This window comes from Rheinheimera pacifica, assembly GCF_024809855.1.
GTDB classification, from domain to species: Bacteria; Pseudomonadota; Gammaproteobacteria; order Enterobacterales; family Alteromonadaceae; genus Alishewanella; species Alishewanella pacifica_A.
This window is the reverse complement of sequence record NZ_JANUEM010000008.1, coordinates 59,535-74,619: the sequence shown is the minus strand read 5'-3', so window position 1 is coordinate 74,619 and position 15,085 is coordinate 59,535. Positions and strand designations below refer to the sequence as shown.

The following is a 15,085-nucleotide window of genomic DNA, read 5'->3' as shown; positions in this document are numbered from 1 at the left end:
GGGCATTCAGCCACAGTTCATTTTCAAGTATACGAAGAATAAAAAAAGTAAGAATACTACCGAAGATTTTTAATTGTGATTTCTTTTGAATTTATAAATATCAATAGTTTAAATAGACTTCCTCATAATCTTTTTCAAATAACAGAGGCCAGAGGAGTTGGTAAAGCTCTTGTGGTTTTGACACACTACCATGTGCACTATGGGCTTTAAGAACATCCGGCTTACTGTGTTCAGAAAGCATGGTGTAAACGATAAAGGCTGTTTCGATCTGTTTCTGTCGCATTCTTTGCAATAATTTTAAACCCGCCAGAGGATCGTTATCACGCCCCATATCAGAAATTACAGCGTCATACTGATATAAAGACAACAACACCAATGCATCCTCAGTATTAGTCGCCAGATATACCGCAATGTTGTTCTGCTTAAGATAAGCCACCTCAGAGCTATTATTGCCAGGGTGATCATCAACCCACAGTACCCGGCCAACAGTATTTGCAGGTTCAGACCTGCCAAATTCAGCCTGCACGGGAACACTGTCATCGTGCTGCGTAAATAACACTAATGAGCTCACACCGAATGCCAGCATAAACATAATACCGGCAACACCCCATTTCCGGCGGGAAAGGAGAGAGCCTCTGGTATCTGCATCTATATTTTTTATATTGTGACAAGAACGCAACTTTGCTGCCAGCTCAGGCGCCAACCTGTACCCTTTACCGTGCATTGTTTGTATCACAGGCCCCTGATAGCCAAATTGCCTGAAAGCTTTACGGCTGTCAGACACTAAACGGGATAACGACCATGCTGATACCACCGTATCCGGCCATAAAGCATCTAGTAATTGTTGAGCGCCGCAGTAATCAGGCCAGGTCTGGATTAGATAAGATATCAGCTCAACTGAGCGGGGCTCTATTTCAGCAAGCTGATGCTTTGCCCTGACAGTAAAAGCCGTGCTATCAAGTTCAAATTCATCAAATACATACTTCATTGGTAATGATTAAGCAAAAACAGAAAGATAGCGGTATAGCCTTTATACAATGCCTTGCAATCGGGGCAAAGAAAAAACTTTACCGTGACAGTAAACTAAGTCTCATAAACTGTACATAAGAGTATAAAAAAGGGCAACCAATGGCTGCCCAAACTGTCAGTTACCTGACCACGTAGCGTAAAACTAACTTAAAACTGATTCATAGTGTTATGCGCACCACCAGCTTTTAGTGCCGCTTCACCAGAGAAGTACTCTTTGTGATCATCGCCCACATCAGAGCCTGACATATTCTGATGTTTAACACAGGCAATGCCCTGGCGGATTTCCTGGCGCTGCACCCCTGCAACATAACCCAGCATACCGGCTGCACCAAAGTACTCTTTCGCCAGGTTGTCGGTAGACAAGGCTGCAGTATGGTAAGTTGGCAAGGTGATCAGGTGATGGAAAATACCGGCCTCCCGCGCTGCGTCTGCCTGGAAGGTGCGAATACGGTTATCGGCTTCCAGTGCCAGTTCGGTTGTGTCGTAATCGGCACTCATTAGCAGAGCACGGTCATAAGCTGACACATCTTTACCGGCAGTTTTCCAGGCATCAAATACCTGCTGGCGGAAGTTTAATGTCCAGTTAAAGCTTGGGCTGTTGTTGTACACCAGCTTGGCGTTGGGCACCACTTCACGAATGCGGTTTACCATCTCGGCTATCTGTCCTACATGTGGTTTTTCTGTTTCAATCCACAGTAAATCGGCACCGTGCTGCAGTGAGGTAATACAATCCAGCACCACACGATCCACACCACTGCCCTGCTTAAACTGGAATAAACCGCTGGCTAAGCGTTTGGGTTTTAACAGCCTGCCATTGGCTTTTACCACCACATCACCGTTGGCAATATCGTCAGCACCGTTAATTACATCACCGTCTAAAAAGCTGTTGTATAAGTCGCCCAAATCACCGGGTTTATTGGTAACAGCAATTTGTTTAGTTAAACCGGCACCTAACGAGTCGGTCCGGGCAACAATAATGCCGTCATCCACGCCCAGCTCTAAAAAGGCATAACGTACAGCGTTAATTTTTGCCAGAAAATCGGCATGCGGTACAGTAACTTTGCCGTCCTGATGGCCGCATTGTTTTTCGTCCGACACCTGGTTTTCAATCTGAATAGCACAGGCACCGGCTTCTATCATTTTCTTTGCCAGCAAATAAGTAGCTTCTTCATTACCAAAACCGGCATCAATGTCGGCAATAATCGGCACTACATGCGTTTCAAAGTTATCAATTTTGCTTTGTACGGCAGCAACTTTAGTGCTGTCTCCGGCAGCCTTCGCCGCGTCCAACTCACGGAAATAGCCACCCAGCTCACGCGCATCGGCCTGTTTTAAAAAGGTATACAGTTCTTCAATTAACGCCGGTACGGCAGTTTTCTCATGCATAGACTGGTCAGGTAGCGGGCCAAACTCAGAGCGCAGCGCCGCTATCATCCAGCCAGACAAATACAGGTATTTACGTTTGGTAGTACCGAAATGTTTCTTAATGGCGATCAGTTTTTGTTGCCCAACAAAACCATGCCAGCACCCCAGCGATTGGGTGTACTGGCTGCTGTCAGCATCATAGGCAGCCATATCGGCCCGCATAATTCTGGCGGTGTATTTGGCAATATCCAGCCCGGTATGAAAACGGTTCTGCGCCCGCATTCTGGCAGCAGACTCAGGGTTTATCGCACTCCAGGCCTCGCCGTTTTGTTGGCGTAGCCGGGCGATTTGTTGCATTGCATCTTGGTAAGCTGACATAGCAGTATCCTCTTTTGCTTATTGCCCGGCTTGCCGGACGCTGACTGTTATCAGGCTGATGTGTAACCTGTTGCCTTACACTATAGGTTTCATTTTTGCAATTCATAAAGGTGATTTTTGTGATGCCGACCATTCACACAACTAATACCAAAGTCAGCTTGACGCTGGCCTCTGTGCTAATGCTATGATTCAGTTCAGTTATGAAATATCGCTGGGTTATTTAACTAATGAATATTAATAAAATGGATTTGAATTTGCTGGTGTACCTTGATGTGTTGCTGCGCGAAAAAAATGTGACCCGCGCAGCCAGCCGGCTTAATATCACCCAGCCAGCCATGAGTAACGGCTTAAAACGACTGCGCGACTTGCTTAATGATCCGATACTGGTGCGCACTTCTGATGGCATGGTGCCTACAGAAAGAGCCCGCGAGCTGGCGCCGGTAGTACGCGGTGTATTGTTAACACTGGAAGAAACGCTGCAACCGAACAAAGATTTTGAGCCGCTTAACAGCCAGCGGGTATTTCGTATTATGGCCAGTGACTATGCGGCATCGACATTAATACCAGCATTACTGAAGAAAATGCGCGTACAAGCACCGCATACCAGCCTGGATATTATGACACCGTCCGATGTCACCTTTCATGACGTTGAAAACGGCAAGGTAGATATGGCGATTAACCGTTTTGATCAGTTGCCGCAATCGTTTCACCAAAAAACGGTATGGCGTGATAGCTTCTCTTGCTTAATTAACACACAAAACCCGGTACTGAAAAACTTTAATTTAGACAGTTACTTAAAAGCACAGCATATTTGGGTAAGTAAAACCGGCTTTGGCGTGGGCGTGGGTATGGACCCCAAAGACGTGCAAAAACTGGGCTGGGTGGATGAAGCCCTGGCTAAATTGGGCAAACAGCGCAGCATCTCAGTATTTACCCGTAACTACCATGTGGCAATGCATTTGGCTGTAGGCATAGATTTAATTGCCACCCTGCCAAGCCGTGCCGCCCGCCTGTACGAGAATGATAGTAGCATGGCCATTATGGACCCACCGTTTGCCATACCATCCATTGAACTGAAGATGATTTGGAGCCCGTTGCTGCACCAGGACGCCAGCCATATCTGGTTCCGCCGCTTAATTGTTGAAACGGCAGATGAACTGAACTAACAACAAGCGAAGGCTGGAATCACGATTTGGTCGACACAGAGTGTCTGAGTGAGTGCGTAAGCGTGAGCGAGTTGCTGTGGCGAGCCAAAGCGGGAGTTGCAGCCGAAGCCTTACTGCTGGCTTAGTAAAACACCCAGCCTCACTCGCCGGGGCAACTCGCCCTACTGCCTACGGCAGGGCTCAGACACTCCCCGGCTCCTTCAACAGGGTCTTTTCCGCGCTGCAAAACAAGGGGGCTCTATAAAAAAGGCGCTGTCAGCAAGTCAGCGCCTTTTGCTTTGATGGTTTACTCAGGTTAATCAAGTAACTGATAAGCTGGCAGGGTCAGGAAATCTACCAGCTGATCAGAAGTCGTGATATCAAGCAATAAAGTTTGCGCTTTAGCAAAATTTTGTTCTGCCCATAACGTTTCACCTACTTCTGCCCGTACCACTTTTGCCTCTTCCTCTAACATAGACGCAAATAAGGTTTTGGTAATCAGCTTGTCGTTACTTAAGCTTTTACCATGTTTAATCCACTGCCAGATCGAGGTGCGGGAAATCTCTGCCGTCGCGGCATCTTCCATCAAACCATAAATCGGCACACAGCCTTTACCACTGATCCAGGCAGCAATATATTGCAGCGCCACCCGGATATTAGTGCGCATACCCTCTTCGGTGCGCTCACCATCACAAGGTTCAAGCAACTGTGCTGCGGTAACGTCATCATCTTCTGCACGGCTGACATCCAATTGGTTCTGCTTGCCGCCCGGCAGGTACTTAGCAAATACCGCGTTAGCGGTAGCGGCAAGGCCGGGGTGTGCTACCCAGGTACCGTCGTGGCCATTACTGGCCTCCAGCTCTTTATCTGCAGTGACCTTAGCCAAAATAGCAGCGTTTTCTGCAGCATCTTTGGCTGGAATAAAAGCCGCCATACCGCCCATTGCCAGTGCGCCGCGCTTATGGCAGGTTTTCACCAGCAAGCGCGAATAGGCATTTAAAAAGGGTTGCTTCATGCTAACTACCTGCCTGTCGGGCAGTACTCTGTCTGCGTGATTTTTTAGCGTTTTGATATAACTGAAAATGTAATCCCAACGGCCGCAGTTAAGTGCCACTATATGCTCGCGCAACATATACAGGATTTCGTCCATTTCAAACACGGCAGGCAGGGTTTCAATTAATACCGTTGCGCGAATGGTGCCAATGGGTAGGCTGAACTTTTGCTCAGTGTAACGAAACACATCATCCCACCATTTTGCTTCCAGGTGGCTTTGCAACTTAGGCAGGTAGTAATACACACCGCTGCCACTTGCTAAACGGGTTTGGTAGTTGTGCAAAAAATACAGCGCAAAATCAACCAGAGCTCCCGGAATTTGCTCGCCATCTACCAGCAAGTGTTTTTCCCACAGGTGCAAACCACGCACGCGGGCAATTAACAAAGCCGGATCATCTTTTAAGGCATAATGCTTACCACTTTGTGGGTCGGTATAACTAATGGTGCCCAGGTTAGCATCGCGCAGGTTGATCTGGCCTTCAATAACCCCTGCCCAGCTTGGCGCCTGCGAGTCTTCAAAGTCAGCCATAAATACTTTTACATCAGCATTTAGCGCGTTAATGATCATTTTGCGATCAACCGGGCCGGTAATTTCCACTCTCCGGTCCTGCAAATCAGCCGGTATTGGCGCTATGCGCCAGTCAGACTGGCGGATATTCGCCGTTTGTGGCAAAAAATCCGGCAGAGCACCTGTGTCATAGCGTTGCTGTGTTGTTTGGCGTGCGGCTAATAACTCTTTTAAGCGAGGCCGAAACTCACGGGTTAATACTGCCAGCAAGGCGCAGGCCTGCTCTGTCAGAATAGTATCGTAACCGTCATTTAACGGCGCATTTATGCTTAAACCGGCACGGCTGATGCTTGTTGTCATAAGTCTGTCCTTTTTTGCTACCTGTACTCTGGTTACCGGTAGGGCTTTCAGGTATCAGGGCTGGCATTAACTATAAGCGCTTTTCAACTATAAAATGTATTAATGCAGGCAATGCTAACCATTCGCAGCATAAATAGTAAAATGATGATTACGCAAGAAAATATGGCACAACTTATGCTTTATTTATCGCAGTATTATGATGCATTAGGCATTCAGTCAATTTTCTGTCGGAGGTATGCATGGAATTTGTCCTGCTGTTAATTTTACTGTTAGTCATCGTTGTGGCTATGGTAGCCAGCCGCTTTATTGACAGTGGTAACCCTTTCCCGGTGCAGAAGAAGAACAGCTTATTCAGCCCGGTAGAACGCTCTTTTATGCAACTGCTGGAAAAGGCCGTGGCTAACGATTACAAAGTAATGAACCGGGTAAAACTGGCAGATATTATCGAACTTAAAAATGGTACCAGCGATAAAGCCCGCGCCAGCACCATGCTCAAACTAAATACCAAGTATCTGGACTTTGTTTTATGTGATCCGCAGGATTTTAGCGTAATAGCGGTACTGGATTTAGTTAACAATACCAGCAAAGATGGCCACAAGGCTGTACCCGACTGGTTTGTTAACGGCGCACTGGACGCAGCAGGTGTACCTTACCTGCGGATGAAAATAAAAGCGGGTTATACCGCAGCAGATATTCAGGCAGCCATTGCAGCCCGGTTAGGTAAAACAGTAACCAAACCCGAACCAATGTTTAAAGGTTTAGTGAAAAAAGGCCCTACCCGGCCGGTACGCTCACTAAAACCGGCAACGACAGGCGGCAATACTTTGCCGGTGCCAGCGCTGTCGCACTCCCAGATTAAAGCGCAACAAACCGCGCTGATACAGGCTTCTTAACGCACCTGGAGAAATGAGTCACTCCGCGCTAAGTTGGAATGCCGCCCGCTGCAACGGGCGGCATTTTTTTATGCTTAAAAATTAAATAAACGCTAAAGGTATTTATCATCCTGCCGTTACAGTCTTGAGGAATTGGCATAGGAGGTAACTATGAGTCAATCCGTTGGCGCTGCGGCGTCAAACCAGGGCTTTGAAGTACTGGGCGCCGTAATGGCGAAAAAGCAGCAAAACCAGGAAGCTAAAATGGCAACCATGCTGGTACAAAGTGCTATGCAATCGGTTGAGCAGGTACAGGCTTCATCCCCTGTAGGCAACCTGGGTCAAAATATAAATATTACGGTGTAAGTAATATTTTATGTAATAAAAACAAAGGCCAGCACTTGCTGGCCTTTTTATTTTCTTGCCACTGATCAAATTTTTTCACTAATTGGTAAAAACTTCCTTGCAGTTCTATTTGTTAAGCGTAATCTGATAATTTGATTATAATGATCTAAATCAATGGCTTACAAATACTTAAACATTTAAGGTGCAACCCATGGGAATGATAACTACAAATTTAAACAATTTAAGTGTGCGTAAAAAGTTAATTGGTGGTTTCAGCGCTATTTTGTTAATCACTCTGGCGATCAGCATTCTAAGTTATCAGGCGCTGAATAATCTGGTAAACCGTTTTGAATTGGTGAACCAGGTTAGCCAGATAAACACCATGGTAAGTGATGCGCGGATCCAGGAAAAAAACTTTATCTTACGCAATGATCAGGCCGCAGCAGAAACCGCAGGACAATATATTAAGGATATTCTGCAACTTTCAGCCAAAGCAGCGGCGGGCTTCTCAACAAAACAAAGCCTGGATCAGCTAAATCAACTTGAAAACAGCGCTAATAATTATCAGCTGCAACTAACCGATTATATTGCTCAGGCTGGTGTTAATCAGGAAGCACAAAATCAAATGGAAGCTGCCGCACGCTTTGCGGTTAAAGCACTAAACGAGCTACAACAGCAACTAAGTAGCCAGGCAGTAGAGCAAATACGTACAACGGCTGACCAACGTAGTATAGAGGCACTGCAACTTTCCAATCTGGCAAGTGAGGCTGCGCAAATTATGCTGTCGGTACGACGCGACGAAAAAAACTTTGTACTGCGCCAGCAACAACAGGATGCGGCCGCAGTTAAAGCACAAATTGATACTCTTAGCAGCCAGTTAAGCCGTCTTGCCAATTCGTTGACTGATTCTGTACTTAAACAGCGTTTATATGACACGCAGCAACAAGTAAACAACTACCAAACTCAATTTGAGCAATATAAAACCTCGATAGCACAGGCCAATCTTACAGAACAACGGATGACGGAGCACGCCCGCAATGCTGTAAGCCAGGCAACAGATGCGACTAATCGACAACTAACCCAGCTTGCAAAAGAATCTGACAAGCTTGAAATAATTATTATATCTGCTGCAACAGTGGCTATCATTGTTGGTTTGCTGGCTGCAATACTGATCACACAAATGATCGTGTCGCCACTACAGCGTGTCGTTGCTGTAGCCGAAAAAATTGCCGGTGGTGATATTACCGAAGATTTACCAACCGACAGAAATGACGAGCCGGGCCAGTTAATGCAGGCCATGCAAAAAATGAGTGTAAGCTTACGCAAATTAATTAACAGCTTAACCTCTGGCATTGCTCAGTTGGCAACGGCTACCGAAGAAATGGCAGCAATTTCTCAGCAAAACTCTGCCGGTGTTAGTCAGCAAAAAGAAGAAACCGAACAAGTGGCTACTGCAATGAATGAAATGACAGCCACAGTGCAGGATGTAGCCAGAAGTGCTGAAGACGCCTCAACCGCCGCCACTGAATCGAACGAGCAGGCGATGCTTGGCGAAAAAGTAGTACAGAAAACCATGGCTCAAATTAAAACACTGGCCCATGAAGTTGCAAGTTCAGCACAAGCCATTACTGAGCTCAAGGAACAAAGTAACAATATTGGCTCAGTGCTGGATGTCATTAAAAGTATTGCCGATCAAACCAACTTGCTGGCACTGAATGCAGCGATAGAGGCAGCCCGTGCCGGTGAAGCTGGCAGAGGTTTTTCAGTTGTGGCAGAAGAAGTACGGGCACTGGCATTTCGTACTCAGGAGTCAACCGGACAGATAGAGCAACTGATCAGTTCTTTACAACATAAAGCTGAAGCTGCAGTAAACAACATGGGCAAAAGCGCCAGCCTGGCAGACAGCACCCTTGAAAGTGCAGACGATGCCGGTGATGCGATTAATGCCATTAACAGTGCTGTAGGCAGTATCCAGCAGATGAACCAGCAAATTGCCGCGGCTGCACTACAGCAAAGTACTGTTGCTGAGCAAATCAATCGCAGCATTTTCAGTATTCGTGACGTTGCCGATCAATCTGCCACGGCCAGTGAAGAAACAGCTGCCGCCAGTGCGGATTTAAGCCGCTTGGGTAGCGAGCTACAACAATTAGCTTCTCAGTTCAAAGTGGCCTGACAAAAAGTAGTTTAACTGACAATAAAACCACAGCCGCCCGGTATAACCGGACGGGCGTGGTTTGCGCTATCTGGCAAAGCGTACTACCAACTCATGCAGTTCATTAGATACCTGTTGCAATTGTTTAATGCTGTCGGCTGAATTACCGGCCTCACTCAAGGTGTTATTGGCCAGGCCGGAAATATTGACTACCTGTTGATTAACTTCATCAGCAACATTTGCCTGCTGTTCTACCGCAGCCGCCATCTGAATAGCCATATTGGCAATACTGCCCACGGCGTCTGAAATACCATATAGCATTTCTTCCGTTTCTTTTACCCGGATCAGCCCGGCTTCTGCACCGCTGGTGCCATTTTGGGCTACCCGTACTGCAGTATCAGCTCTGGTAGTTAAATCACTGATAATCTGGTGGATTTCTTTAGTAGACTCCTGCGTGCGCCGTGCTAGGTTGCGCACCTCATCGGCTACAACAGCAAAGCCACGCCCCTGATCGCCGGCACGCGCCGCTTCAATAGCCGCATTTAATGCCAGTAAATTAGTTTGCTCAGCAATTTGTTCTATCATCTGCGCTACGGTAGCAATTTTCTTGGTTTGCTCTGATACTTCCGTTACTGAGCTGCTAATTTCATTCACTGTCTGGCGCAGCTCTTCAATAGCTTTGCGGGTAACTGCTGCCGTTTGCCGGCTGCGCCCGGCCAACTCGTTTGATTGCTCAGCACGCTCCGCCGTTTCCTGTACATGCTTTGATACTTCAGCGATGGTAGTTGTCATTTCGTGCATGGCGGTAGCCGCCTGCTCGGTTTCCTGCTGCTGGCGTTTAATTAGCTTCATCGAAGATTGCGCCAACTCCAGGCCAAGATCCGATTGTTCAGACACGCTTTTAGCCGCATCTTCCATCCGGCTTAGTACCGCACCTAAATGCGCTTTAGAGCTCATAACCGCCACTTTAAGCTCGCCTACACCGGGCTCATCATCAGTAAAGGTTTTTACCGCCAGTTCATGCCGGAATGAATTCGCCAGCAGCGTTTTAACGCTATCCAGCGCACTTTTTTTGCTGTGATTGGCCCAAACCGCATAGCCCAGAAGCGTTAGCAGGATCAGTAGCTGAGACCAACCGGTGAAACCGGTAAAATACAAAGCAGCGGCTATTGCCAACACAACTACCAAAAGCATATTTGCTACGCCAAGATGAAAATTCCGGGCTTGGAACTTGCCGTTGTTAATGGCAGTATAAAGCTTTTCTGCCCGTTTAATATCTGTGCGGGAAGGACAGGAACGCACGGACTCATAGCCTATAACCCGGCCGTTTTCTGTTACCGGAGTAACATAAGCATCAACCCAGTAATAGTCGCCATTTTTACTGCGGTTTTTCACCAGCCCCATCCAGGGCTTACCGGCTTTTAAATGTTCCCACATTATTTTGTACGCCAGCGGCGGCATATCCGGATGGCGTACTATATTGTGTGGCTGGCCAATTAATTCATCTTTGCTAAAACCACTGATAGCGATAAACGCGTCGTTACAATGTCGGATATTGCCATGAAGATCTGTATTGGATATCAATTTCTGGTTTGGCGGGAACGTTCTTTCGGTATTTGTAACCGGCATGTTACGGCGCATAACAGTGTATTCCTTACTTAAGATCAGAGAATCCGAGTCCTAAAAATAGCAATACTTTACAATAAGGCAATGAAGGTTAACTAATAAACCCTTAAAACGCTTATTAACACTCAAAAACACAACGTTAAGATAGGTTAAGCAAGGTAAAGCTGGGTAAAACTATGAACTGAATACATTAAAAGCCTTCTTAGCGCTGTTAAAAACTTAATTTTATGAGGCGTTATGCGTATTTTTTTATTAACCTCCCTACTGTTGGGCACTGCTGTATTAACCGGTTGCGGTGGCAGCAGTTCAGGTGACACATCAGCCACTTATACCAGCAGTTATATCCAGCTATACAATGGTTCTGCCAACAGTACATCAACCAGATTAATACTGACCAATAGTGATGACAGCAGCGTGTTAGCAGGTTCTGCCACTTATACCGACGCAACATCATTAGTAACTTATACGCCCGCAACTTACGATATTAAACTAAGCCGCCTTAACAGTGATGGTGATGATATTAGCATACTGGAAACCAGTATGAGCCTGCGCCAAAGCTACAAACACCTGCTACTGCTAACCGGAGATTACAACAGCCCTGAACTGCTAAAGCTGGAGTTTTTGCGCGATGACAGCCTGACAGATACGTTTAAGCTATATGTTGTTAGTTTATTACCGGATGACAGTGCCTACGATATTTATTTAAGTAAGTCAGATGCTACTTTTGACGATGCAACTCTGATGGCAACACTAAACTACAGCCAAATCAGCTCTGCTCTGGAATTTGATAGTGGTAACTATATTATTTATATTACGGCCGCTGGCAGCCGTGACATCTTGTTCCAGTCATCCAAATACAATTTTCAGTATCTCACTGAGTATGTTCTGGTACCCCGTATTGCCTCAGGCCCATTAGCCGGTAATATAGCGGTAGACGTAATCAATAACACCACAACCGTCGGCAACCTGACAGATTTGACCGCCCAGGCACAATTCCGCTTGTATAACAGTATTGACAGCATCGGCAACAGCGACATTTATTTGAATGACAGTGTCGCCTTTACCTCATTAGCCGTTGATAGCATGTCAGACTATGTTGAATTAGCCGCAAAAGACTACCGGTTATCAGCAACTGATGAGCAAGGGGTATTCTATTTAAACAGTGCCTTAATGACATTAAACCAGGGCCAGAGTAAAGCTGTAGTACTGTATCAAAACGCCAGCGCCAATACCGCCGCCATAGTGGTAGAAGAAAGTAATGCACCACAGATTTATGATTTTGATATCAACGTGGTAAATACTATTACTTCGTACAGTGCGTTAGGGGTTTATTTCGTACCGCCAAACGCAACCATTGATACAGCAGAGTATTATATTACATCACTGAACAGTGGTGCACAAAAAGAGATTAATGTACCTGACGGCGAATACACAATTTATTTAACTTACACCGACAGCAATAAGAACAAAACACTGTTGGCAGAGTCTGAAGTGCTGCAGTTTGTTGCCGGCAGTAATTACTTGCTGGTTGCCGAACCCGATAACACCCGGAACAGTGGCTATAAACTAAGTTTACTACGTTAATTTTCCATACCTGAGGTAGCTGTGATCCGGTTATTACTAATTGATGATGATGTAGCACTAACCACCTTACTGGCAGAGTATCTGCAAAAAGATGGTTTTCATCTTACTGTTGTTAATGACGGAACAACCGGATTACGCCGCTGCCAGCAACAACAGTTTGACTTAATTATTCTTGATGTAATGATGCCACAACTGGATGGCATATCAGTGCTAAAGCAGTTGCGCCAGTTTAGCCATACACCGGTCATTATGCTGACTGCGCGCGGTGAAGGGTTAGACAAAGTGCTGGGGCTGGAACTGGGTGCAGATGACTATTTGGCAAAACCTTGTTTACCGCGGGAACTGAGCGCCCGTATTAAAGCAATTTTGCGCCGTAGCAGGCAGCAGTTACAGCACCACACACTGACAAATGGTGATTTGTCGGTCCAACCTGCCAGCCGTCAGGTATTGTGCCGCAAGCGGGAAATTACTCTAACCGGAACCGAATTTAATATCCTGTACCTGTTGGTTAGCTGCTCCGGTACTATTTTATCTAAAGCTGAAATATCACAACAGGCACTGGGGCGTACTCTTGGCGCTTATGATCGCAGCATTGATGTACATATTAGCCATATCCGGCAAAAATTAGGGCCTCACCCACAAGCTATGCAGTGGATCACCGCTGTACGTGGTAAAGGCTATCAGTTTAATACCCAACACACTATCAATGAGGGCTTATGACTAAGCTATTCTGGCGTGTGTTTTTACTGTTTTGGCTAACCTTGCTGCTAACCATCTCGCTGGTAAGGCTTACTTTTATCTGGCAAAACGACGAAGACTGGCGTCCGGGTATGCGACCACCACCTGGTGTTTTACAGCAACCAATGACGCGGTCAGAGCCGCCATTACATCGTCACCCAATATTTCACTTAACCTTACTGCTCATCAGCAGCGCTATCTTCAGCTTGCTGCTGGCACGTTATATTGTGTCGCCAATCCGCCAGTTAAAACAAGCTCTGGCAGATTTAGCTGGCAATCGCTGGCAAACCCGGCTCGATCAGAGACTGATATCAAGACGTGACGAATTCGGCAGCCTAAGCCGTAATTTTAACCATATGGCCACACAGGCCAGCAACGCTATTGCTTCCCAACAACGCTTATTACACGACGTATCGCACGAACTGCGCTCGCCGCTGGCACGCATGCAAATTCTTACTGGCCTCGCAGCGCAGAGCCCGGCCGATGCAATGCTGGCTATTAGCCGTATTGAACAAGAAACCGAGAAGCTAAATGAACTGGTAGATGAAATTCTGACCTTCTCCCGGCTGGACAGCGGCGGCGCTGCGCCACAGCTCACCCAGGTTGATTTAGCAGACTTATTAAAAGTACTGGTCGATGATGCCCAGTTAGAAGCGCAAGCACTGCATAAAACCATTTTTCTGCACCTGGCAGAAGTGCCGTTAATCACAGCTGATCCAGACTTACTGTGCCGCGCTATAGAAAATGTGCTGCGCAATGCCATAAAATTCAGCCCGGCCTATTCAGAAATAACGCTACGTTTATGCCAGAAGCACCATTCAGTACAACTTGAAATCGCCGATCAGGGGCCTGGTGTGCCTGAAGCTTTGCAGGATAAATTGTTTACCCCGTTTTTCCGTGCTAATAGCAGTTTTAGCGGTGTAGGCCTGGGCCTGAGCATTGCCAAAAGAGCTATTGATAGTTGTGGTGGCAGCATCAATGCATACAACCTGTGGCAACAACAACGCATTAGCGGCTTTGTGGTATGCATTAAATTTCCAATCAGTTCATCTGCAATTCAGTTAGAGTGATTATATTGAAAAAATTTTCCCAATTCAGTTAAAGGTCAGCCATACTGTATCAGATTGGCAAACAGCTAAAGGCAAGGATCGCTATGACACAACAGCAATGCTCGGTACTTATTATTGATGACGCCTACACCGTGCGGGAGTACCTGCGCCAAACACTGCTTCATCTGGGGATCAGTAATGTGCAGGAAGCAGCCAACGGCAAACGTGGGCTGTCTGCTTTTGCTGAGCAACAACATGATTTGGTATTTCTTGATATTGAACTGCCTGACATTAACGGCCAGCAGTTATTGCAACAAATTAAAACTCAGGCCGACAAAACCCACGTAGTAATGGTTACAGCCCACAACTCAGTAGATAACGTGCGTAACAGCATCGCTTCCGGTGCCAGTGGCTTTATCGCCAAACCCTTTTCACCACAAAAGATAAAAAATATTGTTGAGCGCTGCCTGTCGGCCAAATTAAATTAAACAGCGGTAGTGTTCAGCAAAAATTCATGTGCTGTAATACATAGTTTAGTTACTGTTACCCCATAAAACAGGAGCAACAAAATGAAACTAAACCTGAAAACCTTATTACTTGCCACTACCGTAGCAACAGTTTCAATTTCAGCACAAGCAGATGATATAGAAGGTAAAATTGAAGCTATCAATGCTGAAGCCCAGTCTTTTGTAGTACAGGGTATAACCTTTTTTACCGAAACAACAACCGATTATGATGACGGCCTGAAAACCTTTGCTGATTTAAAAGTCGGGCAAAACGTTGAGGTGGATTTTGAATACCGGGATAAACGCCACATTGCTACAGAAATAGAACTGGAGAAATAAACCGTTCTGCTTCAAAAAAGGCTGCACCATTTTTGG

General features: G+C 46.2%; 13 protein-coding genes and 1 pseudogene. 9 read left to right on the top strand and 5 right to left on the bottom strand.

All coding sequences use genetic code 11. The annotated features are described in order from the left end of the window. Positions 1-100 precede the first annotated feature (100 nt). From M2404_RS11915 to M2404_RS11910, 3 genes and pseudogenes are all read right to left on the bottom strand, one after another. Positions 101-703: a response regulator gene (locus tag M2404_RS11915; RefSeq protein ID WP_259239964.1), complete on the bottom strand. Its 603-nt coding sequence runs from the start codon at positions 701-703 to the stop codon at positions 101-103. 9 nt (positions 704-712) lie between these two features. Continuing rightward, a pseudogene (locus M2404_RS20340) lies at positions 713-988 on the bottom strand (winged helix-turn-helix domain-containing protein); the annotation flags it as partial. Positions 989-1,176: 188 nt separating this feature from the next. After that, complete coding sequence (locus M2404_RS11910) at positions 1,177-2,772, bottom strand: isocitrate lyase (RefSeq protein WP_259239963.1); 1,596 nt, start codon at positions 2,770-2,772, stop codon at positions 1,177-1,179. A gap of 227 nt (positions 2,773-2,999) precedes the next feature. Between M2404_RS11910 and M2404_RS11905 the strand changes: the two genes are divergently transcribed. Then, positions 3,000-3,938 (top strand): LysR family transcriptional regulator, encoded by a 939-nt coding sequence (locus M2404_RS11905; protein WP_215395640.1) that lies wholly within the window; start codon positions 3,000-3,002, stop codon positions 3,936-3,938. A gap of 295 nt (positions 3,939-4,233) precedes the next feature. Here the strand turns inward: M2404_RS11905 and aceB are convergent, their stop codons facing one another. Then, positions 4,234-5,838, bottom strand: coding sequence for a malate synthase A (gene aceB, locus M2404_RS11900; RefSeq protein ID WP_259239962.1), 1,605 nt, complete (start codon positions 5,836-5,838; stop codon positions 4,234-4,236). Positions 5,839-6,077: 239 nt separating this feature from the next. On the opposite strand from aceB, the gene M2404_RS11895 reads away from it, so the two are divergent. The 3 genes from M2404_RS11895 to M2404_RS11885 all read left to right on the top strand — a co-directional run bounded on the left by M2404_RS11895 (position 6,078) and on the right by M2404_RS11885 (position 9,228). After that, positions 6,078-6,731: a DUF2726 domain-containing protein gene (locus M2404_RS11895; protein ID WP_259239960.1), complete on the top strand. Its 654-nt coding sequence runs from the start codon at positions 6,078-6,080 to the stop codon at positions 6,729-6,731. 150 nt (positions 6,732-6,881) lie between these two features. Beyond that, positions 6,882-7,076 carry a hypothetical protein gene (locus M2404_RS11890; RefSeq protein ID WP_173500863.1) on the top strand — a complete coding sequence of 65 codons (195 nt, stop codon included), beginning with the start codon at positions 6,882-6,884 and terminating at the stop codon, positions 7,074-7,076. Positions 7,077-7,266: 190 nt separating this feature from the next. Further along, positions 7,267-9,228, top strand: a complete 1,962-nt coding sequence (locus tag M2404_RS11885; RefSeq protein ID WP_259239959.1) for a HAMP domain-containing methyl-accepting chemotaxis protein — start codon at positions 7,267-7,269, stop codon at positions 9,226-9,228. Positions 9,229-9,294: 66 nt separating this feature from the next. On the opposite strand, the gene M2404_RS11880 is transcribed toward M2404_RS11885, so the two are convergent. Continuing rightward, positions 9,295-10,848, bottom strand: a complete 1,554-nt coding sequence (locus M2404_RS11880; RefSeq protein WP_259239957.1) for a methyl-accepting chemotaxis protein — start codon at positions 10,846-10,848, stop codon at positions 9,295-9,297. A 222-nt stretch (positions 10,849-11,070) separates the two neighbouring features. Here M2404_RS11880 and M2404_RS11875 point away from each other — a divergent pair, with 222 nt between their 5' ends. The 5 genes from M2404_RS11875 to M2404_RS11855 all read left to right on the top strand — a co-directional run bounded on the left by M2404_RS11875 (position 11,071) and on the right by M2404_RS11855 (position 15,049). Continuing rightward, positions 11,071-12,417, top strand: a complete 1,347-nt coding sequence (locus tag M2404_RS11875) for a DUF4397 domain-containing protein (RefSeq protein ID WP_259239956.1) — start codon at positions 11,071-11,073, stop codon at positions 12,415-12,417. A gap of 21 nt (positions 12,418-12,438) precedes the next feature. Continuing rightward, positions 12,439-13,137 (top strand): response regulator transcription factor, encoded by a 699-nt coding sequence (locus M2404_RS11870; protein WP_259239955.1) that lies wholly within the window; start codon positions 12,439-12,441, stop codon positions 13,135-13,137. Next, the gene (locus M2404_RS11865) at positions 13,134-14,225 is read left to right on the top strand and encodes a HAMP domain-containing sensor histidine kinase (protein WP_259239954.1); all 1,092 of its coding nucleotides are present in this window, start codon (positions 13,134-13,136) and stop codon (positions 14,223-14,225) included. The genes M2404_RS11870 and M2404_RS11865 overlap by 4 nt, the downstream gene beginning before the upstream one ends. Positions 14,226-14,308: 83 nt before the next feature. Beyond that, complete coding sequence (locus M2404_RS11860; RefSeq protein ID WP_068229078.1) at positions 14,309-14,692, top strand: response regulator; 384 nt, start codon at positions 14,309-14,311, stop codon at positions 14,690-14,692. A gap of 81 nt (positions 14,693-14,773) precedes the next feature. Next, on the top strand, positions 14,774-15,049 hold the full coding sequence (locus M2404_RS11855) for a DUF5666 domain-containing protein (RefSeq protein ID WP_259239953.1): 276 nt from the start codon (positions 14,774-14,776) through the stop codon (positions 15,047-15,049). Positions 15,050-15,085: the final 36 nt, after the last annotated feature.